Raw genomic sequence first — 19,349 nt, 5'->3', positions numbered from 1 at the left:
AACCGTCCCTGATGCCTGAACAGTCCAGCAAATCCAAGGTTCCGGGAAAGCCTCCGCTATTTTCCGGCAGGCTTCAGCGGGTAGGTGTGGTGGAGAATCAGCTCCTCCTCCGTACCGTTTTCGCTGTAAAATGCCCTGCAGATACGTTCTGCAATCATCTCCACATTTTCCTCCGTCGTGTCCGACAGCATGACAAGGTACTGACAGCTGCTGTACTGTGCATAGAGATCTCCCATGCGCAGATTATTCTGTATCTCCTGTCCCAGAACTTCCAGCTGGTAATCCCTTTTCTCCAGGGTGGGAAACTCATTGGAGGTGTCTGTGAGCGTAAACAGAATCAGAAAGGCGCCCATATCCTTTCGCGTCATCCGGCGCTCTACAAAGCGGTAGATACTCTTGAAGGTCTCATAGTCCTGACAGTAGGCTCCTGGATGGGGATCCTCCTCACGCATCTCCTTTGCCAGGATTTTCATGTCAATCCGGATCTCGTCTCCCTCTGTATCCGTCACAGTTCCCTTTCCGAATTTTCCCGCGTCCCGGCTCCGCTTCTCCTTCACCATCTGCTGGTCGGCCAGGTCAAACAGCTCCCTGTACCCGAAACCGGGATGGTAGGTTCCTGAGCAGATACTCAGAGAAAGGCGCAGAAGCACCCTGCTGTTCACCTCAACCCTGGAAAATCTCTCCCGAATCTGGCTGCACCGCCGTTCCAGCTCCTCCTTCCCGAGGGTCTGGGGAAAGAAAATAACGAATTCATCCCCTCCGGTTCTCCCTAACAGGCAGAAAGGCGGCATCATCTTTTTAAGGACAGAGGAAATCTCTCTGAGAAGCTGATCTCCGATGATGTGGCCATAGGTGTCATTGACCTTCTTAAACTGATCAATATCCATCACGATCATGCTTCCGGCTCTGTTCTTTTTCAGCTGCTCATCCACCCGCTTTTCAATGGCTCCTCTGTTGTAGAGGCCTGTAAGCCAATCCTCCTCAGCCAGCTTCTGGTAGGCGGCTATGGCCTGTTCCAGCTGCTTTTTTGTCTGCACTTTTCCTGTGCTCGCCCGTTTTTTCATTTTTCCCCCTGTCCGGCCCATAATACAAGCCTTTTTACACATTCGCTCCATACAGTTTCAGCCGTCACTGTGCAAAACCTTATGCGTTTTCCTGCTGCCGGTATCCGGCAGATTCTGTTTTTTTAACAGTAGCACAGCCGGGAAGAAACTTCAAGCCTCCTGTTTTTATCTGAAAGGGAGATACCGGCGGAAAAGCCTTCTGGAAAAAGGAAAAGGGAGAACTGCAAAATTCCAAAGTATTTCGCAGCTCTCCCCAGTTATTTTTTCAGATTATTCCCATTCAAATACAGGATAACCGTCATTTCCGGCTTTCCATTTATCCAGCACAACCTCTTCTGCTCCTTCGGCGCAGCCTTCGGGCAAAGCCGGGTGTCCGTCCACATAAGCGTTCAGCTGATCTAATATTTCCCTGCCGGTAAGCTGCTCCTCTGAAACAGCGAAAGATTTATCCTGAACTCCGTCCCGCCGGTTAAAATAGTACCCTACCGCTGTATCGCTCTGATAAAAAACAGAATCCATCTCTGTCATTGTATCGGAGTAACTCAAGCCTCCTGCCTTCTCTGACAGAGTACAGGCAGAATAGCTGTTGTACAGGAAGGTTTCCACCTCGTCTCCGCTCATAATGCCTCCCCGGTCGCTCAGACCGGCTGCGCCGTAGATTCCGTTATTCCCGCTGAGAACAGAGCCTCTGCTGTAATTGTTTACGATTACGCAGTTTCCCCCGAGGCTTATTCCCGCGCAGAGCTGATCGGCAGAGATTTCCCCGCGGTTGAAACAGTTTGCCACCACGCACTTGGTCTGGGGCGTGCTGCCCTTTGTCATGGCGAGAATACCGGCTACTGCATTTACACCGCTTACAGAACCTGTATTATAGCAGCGGTCGATCACGGACTGCCCCAGCATGGCGGCAATGCCGGCTGTCCTTCCTTTCCCGGTTACGGCGGCTGTATTGCAGCAGCCAGTAATCATGCTCTGTTCCGAGGCCCCGCCGATCACTCCGCCGGTGTCCCAGGCTCCGTCGACAGTCCCTGAATTGGAGCAGTTTTCCACCCTGGAGTTCTGCACAGAGCCTGCAATTCCGGCAGCACACCCGCTCTGCTCTGTTGTGATAATGCCTGCTTCGTTGCGGCAGCCGGACAGCTCTGCGCTGTAGGTAAATCCCACAATCCCGGCTGCCCGGTCTTTGCCCTCCACAGAGCCGGTAACATAGCAGCCTGAGACCGAACTTTCTTCTGCCGATTCCCGCAGCAGCCCCATTGCCTCATGGCCCTTGAGCTGTCCGTCTCTGCTGTAGCAGTTTTCAACGATTCCTTCGTTTCTGATGGCCAGAGCCGCAGCAGTACCCGGCACCTGGATTCTGGCTCCGGCAATTCCAAGATCTTTCACGATTCCGGTATATCCGATAGTCTGAAACAGTGCTCCGTCTCCCTCTTCAGCTTCGATATAAAGTCCGCTGATCTCGTGCCCTCCGCCGTCAAACACGCCATTGTACTCTTCAAAAGGAACCCAGTTCCCGGCATCCGCTCCGCATACAGACGACAGGTCAATATCTGCTGTCAGCACAGCGTCCAGCGCTGCTTCGCCTTCATTGACACGGTCACGGAACTGCTCCAGCTCCTGAGCTGTCCCAATTTCTACCAGAGCCTGATTATCCCCTTTCATGGGCTCCTTCGCCTCTTCTCCCTTTAATTCGGAAATCAGCTCCCCCATCCCTGCCTCCGTCTCCTTCGGTGCTCTCTGAGTAACATCCGTCTTCTCTCCTCCCGCGCTGCAGGCTGTCAGGGAAAGAGCTGCGGCAAACATAATTGCTGACGCTGTATTTCTATGGAATTTCATCGTGTTTCTCCTTTACTTCATTAAAAAAGAATCCAGCTGAGCGGCCTGATTGTAGGTATATTCCTGCCCCTGGTAGGTAAAAACCGCGTCCTCGTTTCCCGCAAAAACATATTTCTGAGTAGTGCTCCCGGAAGAATATTTCACACCGTCAGGCAGCGCTGCCTTTTTCAGCCCGCAGAAGGAAAAGCTGCCGTCTCCAAGCTTCGTAAGGGATGCGGGGAGCTCAATTTCCTCCAGACTGGTGCAGTTCTCAAATCCATGGTCTTTGATCTCTTCCAGGCCAGTTCCAAAGTCTACCTGCGTCAGACTGGCACAGTCAGAAAAGGCTCTGCTGTCAATTTCTTTTACACTGTCCGGAAGTTTCAGCGTCTGAATCGTATGATTGTGTGAGAAAGAATGTCCGGCAATTTTCTCCGTGCCTTCCCGGATTGCCACATCCTCCCCTGCTGCGCCCTCAAGTCCAAAGAGTGCCACATTCGGCGATTCCGGGCCGCAGAAATCAATGGTATAAACAACTCCGTCTTCTGTTTCCAGCACAGAATTTCCATCCTCGATCGTAAATTCTTCCAGAGACGGAGTAGCTAAAAACGAATTGCTCTCCACCCACTGCACGGTAGCAGGGAGCTTTACCGTCTTTAAGTTTTCGCAGTAGCCGAAAGCCAGCTGGCCAATCCCCAGAAGCTGAGTGCCCGACAGATCAACCGTCTCCAGAGCTGTGCAGCCGTAGAAGGCATTCGTATCAATGCGGTCGTTAAAAGTATCGGGAAATACCACTTCTGTCAGAGAAGTGCAGTCCTGAAAGGCTCCGCTGTCCATCTCTCCTTTGATGCTGCTTACCCCTCCCGCCAGCTCCACCCGGCGAAGGGCAGTACAGCCCCGGAATGTGGATTTCTCAATCGTTGAAACCTGTCCTCCGACATAAACTTCCTCCAGAGCCGTACAGTCACGGAAGGAATACTCCTCAATCAGGGTCACTGTCTTCGGAATATACATGTAGGTGATCGTATCATTGGTCTTAAACGCATCGGATGTGATGATTATCCTCTCCGCTCCTCCCAGCTTTTCCGGAATCTTCACCTGACCGCCCTCCCCCAGGTAGCCGGTAATAGAAATCAGACCGTCGCCCAGGTCTTCAAACATGAAATCCTCCTCGGCGCTATCCGCCACGGAAGCCAGATCTACCGGCGTGTACTCTGAAAGTTTTGCCTCCCGGCTTTCCCCGTTTTCAGGCTCCTGACTGTTTTTCTGAACATCCGCCCCGCCTTCTTCTGAATTGGCAGCAGCCTCCCTGGCAGAGCCGCTCTCAGCTTTGCTTCCCGCAGCGCAGCCGGTTGTTCCCACAGCAAATGCCAGTGCCAGACCTGCGGCGGCTGCCGCCATCTTTCCTTTTCCAAATACATCCTTTTTCATAACTGCCTCCCTTTTTTAATGCCAGCGAAATGTCCCCTTGTCCGTCAGAGCACTTTTTCCGCTGATATTGTAGTTGTAGATGCGCATTGTTTCCCCTGTATTTTTATTCACATAATCCGCCTCCTGGCTGGTTTTGCTGCGCCAGGTGCACTCCCACGCATTATTTCCTTCATCATAAATTCGATTGGGAAGCTGCCGCGCTTTCTCCGTCTCCCCATTGTCTGAACGCCTGTCTCCTCCTTCATCGGACGGAGCAAAGAAATAAGCGTAAACGAAAAGAACCAGGACAACCGCCACTGCAAGACCAACGGCGCCTCCTAACAGCTTTGCCCCAAACATGGGAAAAAATTTACAGATAATCCAGATTGCTCCATGAACCGCCTCTGCGATCAGAAGGCCCTGCTTAGAATAATCCTTAACGGTACAGGCGATTGCCGTCCACACAGCGCCGATCACTGTCAGAAACACAGCCATGGCCATAAAATCATGAACGCCTCCGATGATGATTCCTATAAAAGTCAGTATGTAAGGTATCGTCAGTGAAATCATAGTTTTCCCCCTTCTTTTATCTGATTAAATTTGTCTCGCTGGTGATGGTATATTCTGCCTCACCGCCCAGACTGTCGATCTCCTCCATATCATTCATCCATGCCACATCATTAGGCATCATGCGGCTGGAGTAGAAGACTACATTGTAATCCTTCTGAACTCTGACATTGCAGGCGTTTCATCCGTAACCACCGCCTTGTAGCTCTCATTCTGCATCCCGTATACACGGCCGCCGGTGAACTTAGACTTATCTCCTCTTTCCAGTTCATCCCACCTGATCAGCTTTGGTGTTCCCGACACCTCTGTTCCCCGCAGCTCCTCCGGAAGATATTCCTCCTTGATCACTCCTTTCAGCTGGCTGTATGGCACCGCTGCCGTGATGCTGCCGGCAGTATAAGGAGCGATCTCATAGGGATCAAAGGCAATGTGGAAACCGTCTGAGGAGAAATACCAGTGGCGGTTTTTCAGCTCCGCAGAGGCATCCAGAAATGCCGTCTTTACAATCTCTTCGGTACTCTCAACCCGTCCCATATACCATAAATCCCACTCCGGATAGGCCTTTTCCAGGGCCTTCCCCAAAAGCTCCTGAAGCTTTTCCCTGGCTTTCTCTGTATTCTCCCCGTCCAGAATATCTTCCAGGGTCAGATACGCTTCGGTAGAAGTGTCATAATTCGTGCAGACAATCACATGGTTGGGGTGGGCGGAGCCAACCTCATAGGAGACCTGCTTAAACCGCATGCTGACAGCCTGCTTCGTGGAGAAGACATCCTCCAGCCACAGATGGACGCCTCCTTCCATATTCACCCAGAGAGGGCCGGTCATTCTCTCTGCTCCCTTCTTAGCATTCTCAAACACTTTCATGGATGAGTCTGCCAGTTCTTTCAGCTTGTCGCTGCCATTGATCTTTTCAGCCGCCTCTTCATTTCCTTCAATGTAAACCGTAGGAATGGCAAGATCCCGGCTGACCTTATTGTTTCCTGCCGGTACCTTTTCCCGCTCAATGTCAGCATAGACAGATACCCGGGGAGCCGGCTCCGGAAAGATCGACGCCAGGGCCATATAGCACAGATTCATTCTGTCTGCAGCACTTGCATAGAGACGGTCCAGTTCCTTATCGTCAGGTGCTCCTTGTTTTCCTTTCTCATACTCCAGGATGCTGTACTCTCCCTTCAGACGAACGTAGCACAGCGCTTCTCCTGCTGCTACCATGCGGAAGGTGGTGTCATAGCGGCTGTCTCCCACCACGTGCTTATCTCCCGCCGGTGCGGCGTATTTCGGAAATGCCGCCGCCAGAGCTGTTCCAATGTCATCCATAATAATCATTTCCCGGTAGTGCTCATACTCGTCTCCCATTCCAAACAAAACCCGGCCCAGGTGGCCGCCGATTTCAAATCCGGCGCTGATCAGGGCAGCATTGGATGCCAGGGCGCTGACGCCCTTCAGCAGATAAGCGCCGGCTGTATTCCCCACACTGGCTGCCAGCTCTTTCGTTTTCTTGGAAACCATCTCTGCCATATCGTCCACACACTTATCCAGATCCAGCTCTCCGCCGGTCAGATAGGAAGCCATCTTGGCAAAATCGCCAATCTCGCCGTCGTCGGACATGATTAACCCTGCCAGTCTCATGCTGGAGGCATCGATCAGGTCTTCTGCCGCCTTGCGAAGCTCCTTCTGATCCTTCTGATCCGCATAGTCCCTGATTGCCTCCAGGAATGCCTTCTGTTCCTCATGGAGACTTACGTAAATCCCCAGTGCGCCGGCTTCTGCAAGGCTCATAACCTCCTTGTCGGCAAAATCCACAAATTTTTTTGTCTTTTTGAGCTTTTTAAATAATTTATCCAGCTCCTTCACGGTGTCTTCCCCAAGCACCTGGTTGAGCTTCACTGTGACAGAACCTGGAAGTTGTTTATCCTTCAAAGCCAGACTCAGACTCTTTTTTCCCACGCTCTTTAGCTCCGTCCAGGCATTTACGCGGATGCTGTAGTCCGCCTGGGACCAGGCTGTCTCTAGGAAGCCCTTTTCCTGCATGGCCATAATTTTAGACAGATAATCGATATACGATTCCTCATTAAGCTCCGTATCCGTGAGAGCATGACCCGCCCAGGTAAACACGATCTTTACATCAGCAGACATGTTGTGAAGTGCCGTATCCACATACTCCGACGCTTTTTCTAAAAAGCTTTTCTCATCTCCATCTTCAAGCCCGTAGCTTTCTCTCCCCAGCATTCGTCTGATCTCAGCTGCCCAGATGCAGTGGAGATAATTATCCGGATTCAGCAGATTCTCATAACTGCTGACTTCCTCCAGTCCCAGATAAGCTGAGCACCGCTCAAAAAGTCCGTCCAGATATTCCTCAGACGGCTCACTTTCCCCGGCAGCGAGGACTGTCTGGGCAGGCGTAAGAAACGTCATGGCCACTGCCAGCAAAAGAGCAGCTGCCGACCGGAAGAAACGTCTCATTTTCATATTACTGCTCCTCCTCTCCGGTCTGTGCCAGGGTCTCCCAGTTCGTGTACTCACTGATCACATCCCCCATGATCTCCAGAGCGAACTCCCACATTTCCTGCTCAAAGGCCTCTCCTGCGGCCAGTTCTTCCAGCTCCTCATCCTTCCACGTTTTCTTCGCCGCGTCCTTCAGAGAGAGGTTGACAGAAACCTCCCTTGTAGTCCACTGGACTTCTCCGTCCTGGAGCTTCTCCTCTGCCAGAGAAAAGAGCCGTCTCTCAAAATCTGCCTCATCCTTCGCACCCCTTGCGGCCTCCTCCCAGCACTGAGAAAAATACTGGCTGTAATCCGGTATCTTCACAGATGCCGTCATTTCCACAAGCCCGTACTCGTCCGTCTGCGTCTCCAGAGTTTCTGACTTTGCGAGAGCTTCCATGGCCCTCTGACTTTTCTCGCTGTCCTTTGTCTGGGTGGATCTGACCGGAGACGCAGACTCCTTTCCTTTACGGTACTCGGGCACCAGCACAAGTGCAAGCAAAACCGCCGCGCACACCGCGCCAACCACACACTTTTTCACCTGTCTCCTCCTTTTGATAATGCACAGCAAAACAATAAAGTCCTACATTCTGCCTGTACCTTATCTCTCCCCTTTTCCCCTGTCAACAAGGTAACCTTTAACCATTTCCTTCCTGAAGAACTGCCCGTCTCCATTTCTCACGGATCTTTCCAATCCATTTTTTCTGATATGGAAAATCTTCCTCCAGCCGGCAAAGAATCTGGCCATACCTCTCTGCCGCCTCCTCAAACCGGCCCGCCGCCAGCCACACGTCCGCCAGCTGTTCTTCACTGCTGACCATTTCTTTCGACTGCTCGTTTCGGTAAAGGCGGGCAATTTCCACTACCTGCCTGGCCAGCTCTTCTGCCGTGGAAAATTCTCCCCGGGCCGCCATGGCTTTTATGAGAAAACGGTCAAATTCATTTAACTCATACCGGTAATTTTTTCCCTCTCCAATTTCCCGGAGAATCCCCGCCCGGGCCTCCCTTCCCAGCGCCAGGGCTTCCTTTGTTCTTCCCATATCAAAAAGGATTCTGGCTTCGTTCAGCTGCCAGTGACGGTAGGTGTTTTCCGGATCATTCTCCTCGTGCCAGATACTGTTTTTTTTACAGAAATCCCAGTATTTCTTCTCATATTTCAGGGCCTTTCTGATCATTGCCAGAGCTTTTTTCAAATTTTCCTCTCCGCCTCTGTAGCGGTAAATGCGAGAAATTTTAGAGCAGGCCGTGCTGCGGGCGTGATAGTAAAGGTCATCGAAGGGACAGCATCTGCTCAGACAGTCAAAGCCTTGACAGTACCAGCGCTCAGACTCCTCAAAATCCATGGCATTATAGCAGGCTGCCGCCATCCGAAGATAAATTTCTCCGGTGATCTGATGGCAGGTTCCATAATAACGCTCCACCGAAGCCGTCAGCTTCCCACACGCTTCTTTCGCCTCCTTAAAATATCCCTGGATCCACAGCCAGGTAGACAGGGCGTCAAACTCCCTGGCAAGCCAGGCCTCCGGTTCCGGAAACGCCTGAAAAAGTGCAAATACGTAGGGCTCTATCTTCTGATTCTCCAGGTAAGTGCAGTTCCAGGAATTTCTGGCAATCTCGTAAAATCCGTGAAGCATCCTGCGGCAGTTGGACTGGGTAGGGGAAAAGGCCCTCCTGGCCGCCTCCGCGATGACAGGATGAAGAGAAATCAGACTGTCACGCCCCTCCTCTATGCTCTCCCTGCTGACCAACAGACAGCTCTCCAGCCGCCTTAAAGCCGCACTGTCGGCTCCTGACACCTTAAAATACAGGCTTTTACGGATTCCCTGAACCGGCATCAGGGACAGCTCCCGCAGAATCTGTTTTTCCTGCTTTTTCAAAGGAAAACGCCGGAACAGATCCTCTGCAAAGTCTTCCGGAACATCCGGCAGCCTGGTTCCTGCCTCCACACCGCGAAGCTTCAGCATCATAAGAAGGGTATGACCGCCCACCTGTTCCCAATACCTGGAAAGTTCTTCCCACTCCTCGGTTCCCGGCTCTCCGCTCCGGTAAACGCGGACAAATTCCTGCCATTCCCTCTGGCCCAGCTTTCCCACAGGTATGGCGCTGCAGCCGCCCCAGACTGCCGGATTTCTTCTTGTGGTGACCAGTATATGGCAGGGAAGAGCAAAAACCCTCTTCATATAGCGATCCTTTTCCATATTGCAGTCATCCAGAATCAGCAGCAGACGCTGTTTTTTTCCTATTTCCGCAAGGACTTTCAGCTTTTCACGGACATATCTGCCTTTTTTCCCATATTTATCCTGAGAATAGTGCAGATTCGAAACTGGTACCCGCACATCGTCGCCGAACAGCATCTGAAAATCTCCGCTGCAGGATAAAAAAAGTACCGTGTCATATTCCTCCCTGTGGCGAAGGGCGTAAGCCCTGGCGATTGCCGTCTTTCCAATTCCCCCGATCCCGTATAAAACTGCCGGACCTTTGGCGCACCTGAATATTTCTGCGATCTGCTCCATCTGCTCCTCTCTTCCGGCAAACAGAGCCCCCTGAGGCTCCCAGCATGCCTCCAGTCGGTGTTCCCTCTTTTTCCGGTACTCCTCCTGCGCACGGAAAAGTTCTGTCCGGCACACCACCTCCTCCCTGCTGTCCCGAAAGCCAGGAGGTGTATCTGTGTACTTTTTCCGGAGTTCAAACATTCTTTTTTTCCACTCCAGAAGCTCCCACTCCATATCCTTTCTCGTCTCCATTTTTATCCCCTTCTCACTGTTCTCAGCCTGCGCCGATACAGCCAAAGCCCCGTAAGCCCCGGAACCGCCCAGATGAAAGCTGTACTCAGGCAGACTGCCCCATAGCCCAGCCGGGGAATCAAAACCCAGGCCGTTGCAAATTTTGCCAGCATCTCCAGAAATCCCAGCAGAATCAGGCTGGAATACCGCCCCATCCCCTGCAGGGCATTGCGGCAGATCATCAGAAATACCAGAAACGGATACGAATAGACCGCCACAAAAAGCCAGGCAGTTCCCGCATCGAGAAGCTGCGCGCAGGCCCCTGCACCCGCCATCAGCCTGATCAGGGCAGGAACTGCTGCCGGCGCCGCTATTCCATACAGGGCGCACCATACCATGCTGTGTACCGTCATTCTTCTGTTGCAGAAAACTGCCAGCTCCCAGTTGCCCCTCCCCACATTCTGAGCCGACATAATATTGGCAGCGACGGCATAGGCACAGAGCGGCTGCATAAATAGGTTCATCAGAGAATTGGCGTAGGTGTAGCCGGCGATGGTGTCCACAGAGAAATTGTTAATCTCCCGCTGAAGTACGAAAGCCCCGGTGTTTGCCAGCATGGTCATCATGGTCTTGGCCATGCCGCTGGCTGACAGCTCCCGCCATACAGCAGGATTTCCGCCCTGAAACGGCAAAAACAGCAGCCTTCCCCACTGACTCCTCAAAAGATAAGCAGACAAAAGAAGGGAGCTTCCTGCCTGACTTAACAAAACCGCCAGGGAAACAGATTCCACTCCCATATGAAAATATCCCAGAAATGTCAGGGACAGACCGGTCTGGACGATGGCTGCCCCAATAGAAACCATAGACGGGAAACGGCTTTCACCGCCTCCCTGTATGACGCAGATAAGCAGATTCTGGATCCCCTGAAAGCCGCCGCCGAGAAGGAGAAATCTCAGATACTCCCTGGATATCTCACGCATCTGCACCGGAATATTGGCCAGCACCATAAAGGGTTCCGGAAAGAGCGCCAGGAAAAAGCTTCCAGCTGCCAGGATTCCAGAGAGAAAAACGGCTCCCTGAGCAGTCTCCCGGAGCCGTTTTTCCTCCCCCAGACCGGCCATCCGGTTAATGGAAATGGCAAAACCCGTGGTCATAGACACAAACAGTGCATCCAGGATGGATTCCCACGCGCTGCAGGCGCCAATGACAGCCACTGCCTCCTCATTTAAGAACCGTCCCGCGGCAGCCGCTCCAAAGGGTGTGTAAAGCTGCTGAAAAATACTGGAAAACATGAGCGGAAGCAGAAAAAGTGCCAGCTCCCTCTCTGAAATTTTTTCTGTAAATCGAACCATTTCATCCCCCCCCCCGCTCCGAACGATCCGTCACTCGTAGTCTTTTAATGCTTTAAAATAGAAAATTCGCAGACTGACATTCTGCCGTTTCTCCAGATATCTGTCCAGGAGCTGACTGGATTCCCGAAGCCAGGCGCAGCAGTCTGCCGGCTCTCTCCCGGCGCAGCAGTCTTCATAAAGTCTCAAAAATCCCAACAGCAGCCGGTCCAGCCGCCCCGCATCCGCCTGAGTGTGGTTTTCATCAAGTCCCAGATATCCCAGCTTCCTAAGCCACCGGCTGAGCCGCTCTTCGTTCACGAAGGGAATGGAAAAAATCAGCAGATGCCGGATCATGGTCTTTCTGGGGATTTCTCCCAGAAGCTTCATCTGCCGGCCAAACTCCGACATATAATTGATACTGGAAATATGTCTTCCTACCTGGAAGGCAGTCCCTTCCTGCCGAAAATGAATATAGTTCCTGGCATCCGTGTAGTAAAGGTGGCGCAAACTGTGTTCCATTTTCGCTCCGGCATGGTACAGCTGTCTCTTCATGGCCGGATACACCTTATCCAGGTACTCCCTTCTGAGTTCCTCCAGAATCGCCAGCCGTTCCCTGTAAACCGCCTCCTCTGTACCAGCCTCAAACACCCGGTCACACCGGTCACAGTATCCCTGAATCAGAAACCTCCTCTCCCCTTCTGACAGATTCAGCGCCTGCCCAAACATCTCGCACTGTTCTCTGTTGACAGGAAGATGCCTGCCGGTTCTCCAGTAGCGGATCTTCAGCGTGTCGGACGGTTTGTCCGGCTCTGCGGCGTACATTCTCCTGAAAAGAAGCTCGTCTGCCGCCGCTTTTCCCATCTGTCCATTCTCTGCCCGGAACCGGTCATATACCCGCTTCAACCATTGCTTTTCAGGCCGCTCCTTTTTCCCCAGTGCCAGACACTCCTCCGCCAGGTTCATTAAGGCCTGTTCCACCACCCTTTTTTCCTTTTCCACCACGTAAACTCCCCTTATCCTGCGAAACTGTATATTTCAACCATATCATTTCACAATCCTCACGGCAACCATGTAAAGTTTAACATTTTGCGCGAAAAAGCCGAAAAACTGCGGCTTTACCGGACCGGGATATTTCCCGCTTCAGCAGAGCCGCAGTTTTTGGATCTGTTTATCTCATACCGGAACTGGTATGAATATTTCGTTTTTTCAGAATCTGTCTTTTTTTGCTGTTCACCCTCGTTATTCCAGCACAACTCTCTTAAAATTCTTCTTTCCGCGTTTTACCACGACTCCCTCGCCGGAGAGCTGATCCTTCGTGAATGCAGCCTTAATATCTTTCACCTGAACTCCGTCCACGGAGACGCCTCCCTGCTCCACATTTCTTCTCGCCTCAGAGCGGGACGGTGCCAGACCCGACTTCTGAAGGATGGAGAGGATGTCAATCGAGCCGTCCGCAAAATCCTCCTCTTTGAGCTTCGCCGTAGGCATATTGGCAGCATTTCCGCTTGTAAATAAGGCTCTGGAAGCTTCCTGCGCCTTAACTGCCTCCTCTTCCCCGTGAACCAGGGCAGTCAGCTCATAGGCCAGAATCTCCTTTGCCTTGTTTAACTGGCTTCCCTCCCACTGATCCATCTCGTCAATCTGCTCAAGAGGCAGGAAGGTCAGCATGCGCAGGCATTTTAAGACATCTGCATCCGCCACATTTCTCCAGTACTGGTAGAATTCGAACGGAGATGTCTTGTTTGGATCCAGCCACACAGCGCCTGACTGTGTCTTGCCCATCTTCTTTCCCTCAGAGTTCAAAAGCAGGGTGATGGTCATGGCGTGGGCATCCTTTCCAAGCTTCCTTCTGATAAGCTCAGTTCCGCCTAACATATTGCTCCACTGATCATCGCCGCCAAACTGCATATTGCAGCCGTATTTCTGGAACAGCATGTAGAAGTCGTAGCTCTGCATGATCATGTAGTTAAACTCCAGGAAGCTCAGTCCTCTCTCCATCCTCTGCTTGTAGCACTCAGCTGTCAGCATACGGTTTACAGAGAAGTGGGGGCCCACCTCACGGAGAAGCTCCACATAATTGAGCCCTAAAAGCCAGTCCGCATTGTTTACCATCAGGGCCTTTCCGTCAGAGAAGTCGATAAAACGGCTCATCTGCTTTTTGAAGCAGTCGCAGTTGTGCTGGATGATCTCCGGGGTCATCATGGATCTCATGTCTGTTCTTCCGGACGGATCGCCGATATATCCGGTTCCCCCTCCAATCAGGGCAATCGGCTTGTTGCCGGCCATCTGCAGACGCTTCATCAGGCAGAGAGCCATGAAATGCCCTACGTGAAGGCTGTCGGCAGTGGGATCAAAGCCGATATAGAAGGTGGCCTTTCCCTCGTTCACCATGTTTTTGATTTCTTCCTCATTGGTCACCTGGGCAATCAGCCCGCGGGCAACCAGCTCTTCGTAGATTTTCATACTGATTCTCCTTTTTCATTTTTCATATCGTCTGGCTTCGCCCCTCCGGTCTCATGCCGCTTCAGGATGAACCCAGACTGCATTTAAGGCATTTTCTGTTCCGGGACAGAACCGTTGGCCTGAAATTTTTACCGCTTTAAAAGCTCAAACTACAAAAAGCTCCATCCCTCTGAACTTCTTCAAAAGGACGGAGCCTTAAACTTCCGTGGTACCACCTTATTTCGCGGAAACACTCGCATGTCCCGCCTCACCGAGTACAATCGGCATATTATCAAACCTGCTTTCAGCCTGCCGCTATACTCCCGCCGCTGTAACGTGCGGCGACCCCGCTGCAGCCTACACAGGAAGCCTTCCGGTCCGCTGACATCGTAAAGCTGAAATCAAAAGCTCTCCCGCTCTCTTCCCTTCGGTGCAGGGCTCTGGGATGTATTCGTCTGCCTCTCCTCCATGCGCCTCTCACCATCCGGCGGCTCTCTGTATGGGGTGCGGGGCGGCTACTTTTTCCCGTCAACGCCTGGTATCTGTTTGTCATTCCTGCCGGTTCAAACCTTGCCTTCAGCTCCTGTCAGCTGAATCTGCCCCCTGCAGGTTATGTGCTATTATAAGGGCTTTTTTCGGGAAAGTCAAGAGCGGACTAAAAAGAACTTCCCCTGTGCATCCCCCTTTATGAGAATCCAATCATCACTGCAATAATTACAGCAAGGGATGAGCATACAAACAGGATAGCCTGGAATTTAATCTGGAACTTTGCCCATTTTCCCCAATCAAGCTTCGCAGCGGCAAGAGCGCCGAGAAGACAGCCTGAGGTCGGAACAATGAAATTCGTAAATGCGTCTCCCAGCTGGAAGGCAAGGACAGCAACCTGTCTGGAAACGCCCACGATATCTGCCAGCGGCGCCATGATCGGCATAGTCAGAGCAGCCTGTCCTGAACCAGATACAACGAAGAAGTTGAACACAGACTGGAACACGTACATCAGCCATGCGGAGATAACCGGCGGGAAATTCTTCATTCCCTCGCCAATCGTGTGAAGAATCGTATTCAGAACCGTTCCGTCTGTGGGGCTTGTTCCTCCCAGGACGATAATAATTCCCTGAGCCATACCTACGCAGAGAGCCGCTCCCAGAAGATCAGCTGCTCCCTTGTCAAATGCTTTTGCAATATCGTTGAGCCTCATGTCATTTAATTTGAACACAACGCCGATAATACCGGAAACAAATCCCATCACGAAGAACTGGGATGCAATCTCCGGAATATAATATCCCTGGGTTATAACGCCCCAGATTGTCCAGATTATCGTGGCCAGAATGGATAACAGAACCAGCTTGTGTCCCAGCGTAAAGGGAAGCTCCTGCTTGCTGTCCATCCTGAATTCATTTCTGTAGTAAGCGTCTGATTCATATGCCACAGAAAGCTTCGGATTTTTCTTGATTTTAGCCGCATAGCGCATGGTAAACACGATGGTAAGTCCTGTAAACAGAATCCACAGGACAATACGGAGCGGCGCGCCGGACATAACCGGTATTCCCGCGATTCCCTGGGCAACCGCAAGGCTGAAGGGATTCATCCAGGATGAGCCAAAGCCGATCTGGGTTGCTACATAGGAACAGAGAATGCCCACAATTCCGTCATATCCCATGGCCACAAACATAGGCGCCAGGATCATGACAAAGGGAATCGCCTCCTCTCCCATTCCAAAGACTGCGCCTCCCAGGGAAAACAGCGTAATCAGAATCGGTATCAGGAGAATCTCCCGCCCCTTGGTGATGGCAATAACCCTCATAATTCCTGCATCCACTGCTCCGGTCCTCAGCACAATTCCGAATGCGCCGCCCACCACCAGAATAAAGGCGATAATTCCTACAGCAGTCCCGTTTTTGTCTCCTACCGTCATTCCCTCAAACACAAAGTTCAGAATTCCCTGGCCGCCGAAATCCTCGGTTCCCCAGAGCGGAGCTGCCTTAGTTACCTTATTTCCGTTTTCATCCAGCACATACTCAAAGCTGTCAGGATCGAGAACTGTCTTCGTCACTTCCTCCCCATTCTGGATGTACGTAATCTCTTTCTGCTGATACGTCCCCAGCGGGATGAACAGTGTCATAATAGCCGCCACACAGATAACCAGGAAAATGATTATATACGTGTGAGGCATCTGGAATGTTTTCTTCTGTTTCTCCATAATCATACTCTCCTTTTAGTATTCAAAGGTCCCCCTTTTCAGAACCCTTTTTTCGGAAACCATCAGCTCGCCTTTGGCGAGAACTGTGTGGATTTCCAATGTATCCGAATCAGACAGCACCAGATCGGCGTCTGCATTTTCGGCAATTCTGCCCTTGTGGGAAAATTTCAGAAGGGAGGCAGGATTTGAAGTCACTGTCCTCAGGGCATCCGTAAGAGAAACGCCGTCCGTCAGCACTGCGTCACGCATCTCTCTGTAGATTGACGAAACCTTTCCCACCCCCAGATGCAGGAATTTTCCCTGGCTGTCAAACACAGGCAGGCTTCCCTGGCCATCGGAGGAGAATGTCACATGCTCCGCGGGAACTCCCGCATCCAGCGCCATTTTAAGCCCTGTGCTGGCCTTTACCTCCTCGGGATCCAGGAAATCGGGATCCGAGCTGGTGGTCAGGTCAATGTATCCTCCCATATGTTTCGCATAGTCGATGCCATCCTCCATCAGAGAACGGCTTCTGTTGATATGCGTCGGAAGCATGTTGGACGGCGGAATCTGTGTTTCCTCCAGCACATAGCGCAGAAAGGAGAGCTGCTCCTTGCCGTCGCCCAGATGAATGTTGACAATTCCGGCCTTGCCGGACAGGATTCCCCCCACTCTGGTATCAGCCACGATTTTGGCAAATTCTTCTTTTGTCGGCTGGGAGGAACGGTGATCGGAGACGGCAATCTCCCCTGTTCCCACAACCTTGTCAATCAGAATCAGGTCATCCATCACGCTTCCCATGAGGGTACGGACAGGAACCTGGTAGGAGCCTGTATAAATATACGTGGTAATTCCCTCCTCCTCAAGACCTCTGGCCTTGGCAATCAGGTTTGTCATGGTTCTCGTGGTCCCGTCTGTTCCGAGGCATCCCACAATAGTGGTCACTCCCCCCTCCAGGGCATCTGTGAGCATCAGCTCCGGCGTTCTTGTATGGTAACCGCCCTCTCCGCCGCCCCCCAGGATATGCACATGGGCGTCAATCAGCCCGGGCATCAGAACTTTCCCCGTGCCGTCGATCACTGTGAGCCCATAGGCCTCCTCTTCCGGAAGGTTTTCCGCAATCCTTAAAATTTTTCCGCCTCCAATCAGAACGTCCCTGATTCCCATGTCTTCAGGGCCGTACAGATGGGCATTCTTTATCAAAATCATATTGGAGTTCCTTTCCCCTGTATCTGTTTTTATTTTCTTATTTCCTGTTTTCCCCCTAAAAAATGGTTCCGGCTGCTTCCCGCAGGTCCCCGGCTCCCTCCCCGGCTGCCTTTACAGCAACACGCACAGCCGCTTTCAGCGCTTTCACCATCTCTGCTCTTGGAAGAAACGGCTCTCCCTTCCCGGCCTCCGCCATGGTCTCGTCGTAGGGCACATGGATAAAGCAGCACCTCATATTCCGGTTCTCCTGCTCTGCCAGATAAAGCCCTGTATACATCACTGCATTGCACACAAATGTGCCTGCAGAGTAGGACACGCAGACAGGGATTCCCTCCTTCTCGATCTCCTTTGCGATCCGCTTTACAGGAAGGGTGGAAAAATAGGCATTCTGTCCGTCCCTCCTCACAGGAGTGTCAAATGGCTGCTCTCCGTCATTGTCCGGAATCCTGGCCTCCTCCAGATTGATACCTACGCGCTCTATGCTTATCTGTCTTTCTCCTCCGGCTAAACCCACAGAAATCAGGCAGTCAGGACATTCTCTGCGCACTGCCTCCTCGAGAGGAGACGTAAATCTTCCAAAGGAAACCGGAAGGCGCAGCTTAATAATCTCTGCCCCCTCTATCCTGTCCGGCAGAGCATTCACCGCCTCCCAGGATGGATTTAATTTGTGAAGGCCAAAGGGTTCAAAACCTGTCATCAGAATCTTCATGGCTTCACTTCCTTTCCCAAATATATACAAACATATAGATTCCTGTGTATTCTAGCACAGAACAGTTGAAAAGTCATTCCCTTTTTGCGAGTTTATGCATATCTGTTTAATAAATATTCCTGAAGTGGGGACAATCTTCCGAAAGACTGCAAGAAACCGGAACAAAGTCCCCGGATCTGCCTGTTTTACGGCTTTCTGCGATAGCTGCGTCTTCTCGATTTTTATTCTGCCTTGCCGCTTCCCCCACTGCTTCAGACGATAAACTATTTGACAATTTCCCTGTTCTCTCTTATAATGATATAAGTCTTTGCGGGTGTGGCGGAATTGGCAGACGCGCCAGATTTAGGTTCTGGTACGAGAGTGTGCAGGTTCAAGTCCTGTCACCCGCATTATCATAAGTAAGAATCCTGCCTCGCAGGATTCTCCGCCTGCGGCGGGCCGCAAAAGCGGCATTTTCCTTTCCGCCGCAGTGCGATCCCCGCGAAGCGTTTTCATATAACAGGGGACGAAGTTTCCTGTTATATAAAAAACTCCTGAAAGCCGGCAGCTATTCTGTCAGCTTTCAGGAGTTTCTTATTTTTCCCTATCTCTTATCAGTTATCAGGCTTCCGCCCAGACATCGGCATTCCTTTCGGCTTTCCTGTGCCTGACGCTATCCAACCTCTCTCTGTCTTACAATCTCATACGCCAGCACACCGGCCGCCACGGAGGCATTCAGAGAATCGATATCCCCCTTCATGGGAATGGACGCCACCATATCGCATTTTTCCTTCACGAGCCTGCTCACGCCCTCTCCCTCATTTCCAATCACCAGGCCGATGGGCCCTTTCAGGTTCAGGCGGTACATGCTCTCGCCTCCCATGTCGGCGCAGACAAACCAGAGTCCCCGTTCTTTAAGCTCCTCGATGGTGGCAGATAAATTCGTCACCTTGGCCACCGGAGTATAATTGAGCGCCCCTGCGGAGGTTTTGGCCACTGTGGCAGTAAGCCCTGCAGCTCTTCTTTTTGGAATAATCACGCCGTGAGCGCCGGCCAGGTTTGCCGTCCTGATGATCGCTCCCAGATTATGTGGATCTTCAATCCCGTCTAACAGGAACAGAAACGGGGGCTCGCCCTTTTCCTCGGCGGCCCGCAGCATATCCTCCACCTGGGCATATTTGTACGCGGCTGCGTAGGCGAGCACGCCCTGGTGCTTTCCGGTCTCTGAGAGCTGGTCAAGCCTCTCTTTTGACACATAATTGATAATCGTGTCCTGCTTTCTGGCCTCTCTGGTGATACTCTTCACCGGCCCGTCCTGACATCCGTCCAGGACAAAGAGTCTGTCAATGGTTTTTCCAGAGCGGAATGCCTCAAGCACGGCATTGCGCCCTTCAATGGTAAGTTCCTCGTATCTCATTCTCTAAAACGCACTCCTGT

The 19,349-nt window shown here is 51.8% G+C and carries 14 protein-coding genes and 1 tRNA gene; 1 reads left to right on the top strand and 14 read right to left on the bottom strand.

Features of this window, described 5'->3' with window-relative positions; translation table 11 throughout:
• Positions 1-56: 56 nt before the first annotated feature.
• From DW757_RS02175 to pcp, 13 genes are all read right to left on the bottom strand, one after another.
• On the bottom strand, positions 57-1,064 hold the full coding sequence (locus DW757_RS02175; RefSeq protein WP_021966144.1) for a GGDEF domain-containing protein: 1,008 nt from the start codon (positions 1,062-1,064) through the stop codon (positions 57-59).
• Between the two features lie 270 nt (positions 1,065-1,334).
• On the bottom strand, positions 1,335-2,900 hold the full coding sequence (locus DW757_RS02170) for a GLUG motif-containing protein (RefSeq protein ID WP_118750856.1): 1,566 nt from the start codon (positions 2,898-2,900) through the stop codon (positions 1,335-1,337).
• A gap of 12 nt (positions 2,901-2,912) precedes the next feature.
• Entirely contained in the window at positions 2,913-4,310 is a 1,398-nt protein-coding gene (locus DW757_RS02165) for a leucine-rich repeat domain-containing protein (RefSeq protein WP_118750855.1), read from the bottom strand.
• A 15-nt stretch (positions 4,311-4,325) separates the two neighbouring features.
• Positions 4,326-4,859, bottom strand: a complete 534-nt coding sequence (locus tag DW757_RS02160; protein WP_118750854.1) for a hypothetical protein — start codon at positions 4,857-4,859, stop codon at positions 4,326-4,328.
• Between the two features lie 138 nt (positions 4,860-4,997).
• Complete coding sequence (locus DW757_RS02155; RefSeq protein ID WP_118750853.1) at positions 4,998-7,325, bottom strand: RsiV family protein; 2,328 nt, start codon at positions 7,323-7,325, stop codon at positions 4,998-5,000.
• A 1-nt stretch (position 7,326) separates the two neighbouring features.
• Entirely contained in the window at positions 7,327-7,881 is a 555-nt protein-coding gene (locus DW757_RS02150; RefSeq protein WP_118750852.1) for a hypothetical protein, read from the bottom strand.
• Between the two features lie 97 nt (positions 7,882-7,978).
• The gene (locus tag DW757_RS02145; RefSeq protein ID WP_118750851.1) at positions 7,979-10,084 is read right to left on the bottom strand and encodes an NB-ARC domain-containing protein; all 2,106 of its coding nucleotides are present in this window, start codon (positions 10,082-10,084) and stop codon (positions 7,979-7,981) included.
• Positions 10,085-10,086: 2 nt separating this feature from the next.
• Positions 10,087-11,415 carry an MATE family efflux transporter gene (locus DW757_RS02140; protein WP_118750850.1) on the bottom strand — a complete coding sequence of 443 codons (1,329 nt, stop codon included), beginning with the start codon at positions 11,413-11,415 and terminating at the stop codon, positions 10,087-10,089.
• Positions 11,416-11,445: 30 nt separating this feature from the next.
• Positions 11,446-12,393: a hypothetical protein gene (locus tag DW757_RS02135; protein WP_147355623.1), complete on the bottom strand. Its 948-nt coding sequence runs from the start codon at positions 12,391-12,393 to the stop codon at positions 11,446-11,448.
• Between the two features lie 240 nt (positions 12,394-12,633).
• Positions 12,634-13,857 (bottom strand): tyrosine--tRNA ligase, encoded by a 1,224-nt coding sequence (tyrS, locus tag DW757_RS02130; protein WP_008394923.1) that lies wholly within the window; start codon positions 13,855-13,857, stop codon positions 12,634-12,636.
• A 664-nt stretch (positions 13,858-14,521) separates the two neighbouring features.
• Positions 14,522-16,036, bottom strand: a complete 1,515-nt coding sequence (yfcC, locus tag DW757_RS02125; protein ID WP_015573682.1) for a putative basic amino acid antiporter YfcC — start codon at positions 16,034-16,036, stop codon at positions 14,522-14,524.
• Between the two features lie 15 nt (positions 16,037-16,051).
• On the bottom strand, positions 16,052-17,224 hold the full coding sequence (gene iadA, locus DW757_RS02120) for a beta-aspartyl-peptidase (RefSeq protein WP_118750848.1): 1,173 nt from the start codon (positions 17,222-17,224) through the stop codon (positions 16,052-16,054).
• 55 nt (positions 17,225-17,279) lie between these two features.
• Entirely contained in the window at positions 17,280-17,933 is a 654-nt protein-coding gene (gene pcp, locus DW757_RS02115; protein ID WP_118750847.1) for a pyroglutamyl-peptidase I, read from the bottom strand.
• A gap of 309 nt (positions 17,934-18,242) precedes the next feature.
• Between pcp and DW757_RS02110 the strand changes: the two genes are divergently transcribed.
• A tRNA-Leu gene (locus DW757_RS02110) sits at positions 18,243-18,322 on the top strand.
• Between the two features lie 263 nt (positions 18,323-18,585).
• On the opposite strand, the gene rlmB is transcribed toward DW757_RS02110, so the two are convergent.
• The gene (gene rlmB / locus DW757_RS02105) at positions 18,586-19,329 is read right to left on the bottom strand and encodes a 23S rRNA (guanosine(2251)-2'-O)-methyltransferase RlmB (RefSeq protein WP_118750846.1); all 744 of its coding nucleotides are present in this window, start codon (positions 19,327-19,329) and stop codon (positions 18,586-18,588) included.
• Positions 19,330-19,349 lie beyond the last annotated feature (20 nt).

This window comes from Clostridium sp. AM29-11AC, assembly GCF_003480545.1.
Taxonomy (GTDB): Bacteria; Bacillota; Clostridia; order Lachnospirales; family Lachnospiraceae; genus Otoolea; species Otoolea saccharolyticum_A.
This window is presented reverse-complemented; position numbering and strand designations above follow the sequence as displayed.

Coding starts and splice junctions, on each gene's coding strand:
- DW757_RS02175 (WP_021966144.1), bottom strand. CDS start 1,064: ATGAAAAAACGGGCGAGCACAGGAAAAGTGCAGACAAAAAAGCAGCTG.
- DW757_RS02170 (WP_118750856.1), bottom strand. CDS start 2,900: ATGAAATTCCATAGAAATACAGCGTCAGCAATTATGTTTGCCGCAGCT.
- DW757_RS02165 (WP_118750855.1), bottom strand. CDS start 4,310: ATGAAAAAGGATGTATTTGGAAAAGGAAAGATGGCGGCAGCCGCCGCA.
- DW757_RS02160 (WP_118750854.1), bottom strand. CDS start 4,859: ATGATTTCACTGACGATACCTTACATACTGACTTTTATAGGAATCATC.
- DW757_RS02155 (WP_118750853.1), bottom strand. CDS start 7,325: ATGAAAATGAGACGTTTCTTCCGGTCGGCAGCTGCTCTTTTGCTGGCA.
- DW757_RS02145 (WP_118750851.1), bottom strand. CDS start 10,084: ATGGAGACGAGAAAGGATATGGAGTGGGAGCTTCTGGAGTGGAAAAAA.
- DW757_RS02140 (WP_118750850.1), bottom strand. CDS start 11,415: ATGGTTCGATTTACAGAAAAAATTTCAGAGAGGGAGCTGGCACTTTTT.
- tyrS (WP_008394923.1), bottom strand. CDS start 13,857: ATGAAAATCTACGAAGAGCTGGTTGCCCGCGGGCTGATTGCCCAGGTG.
- yfcC (WP_015573682.1), bottom strand. CDS start 16,036: ATGGAGAAACAGAAGAAAACATTCCAGATGCCTCACACGTATATAATC.
- iadA (WP_118750848.1), bottom strand. CDS start 17,224: ATGATTTTGATAAAGAATGCCCATCTGTACGGCCCTGAAGACATGGGA.
- pcp (WP_118750847.1), bottom strand. CDS start 17,933: ATGAAGATTCTGATGACAGGTTTTGAACCCTTTGGCCTTCACAAATTA.
- rlmB (WP_118750846.1), bottom strand. CDS start 19,329: ATGAGATACGAGGAACTTACCATTGAAGGGCGCAATGCCGTGCTTGAG.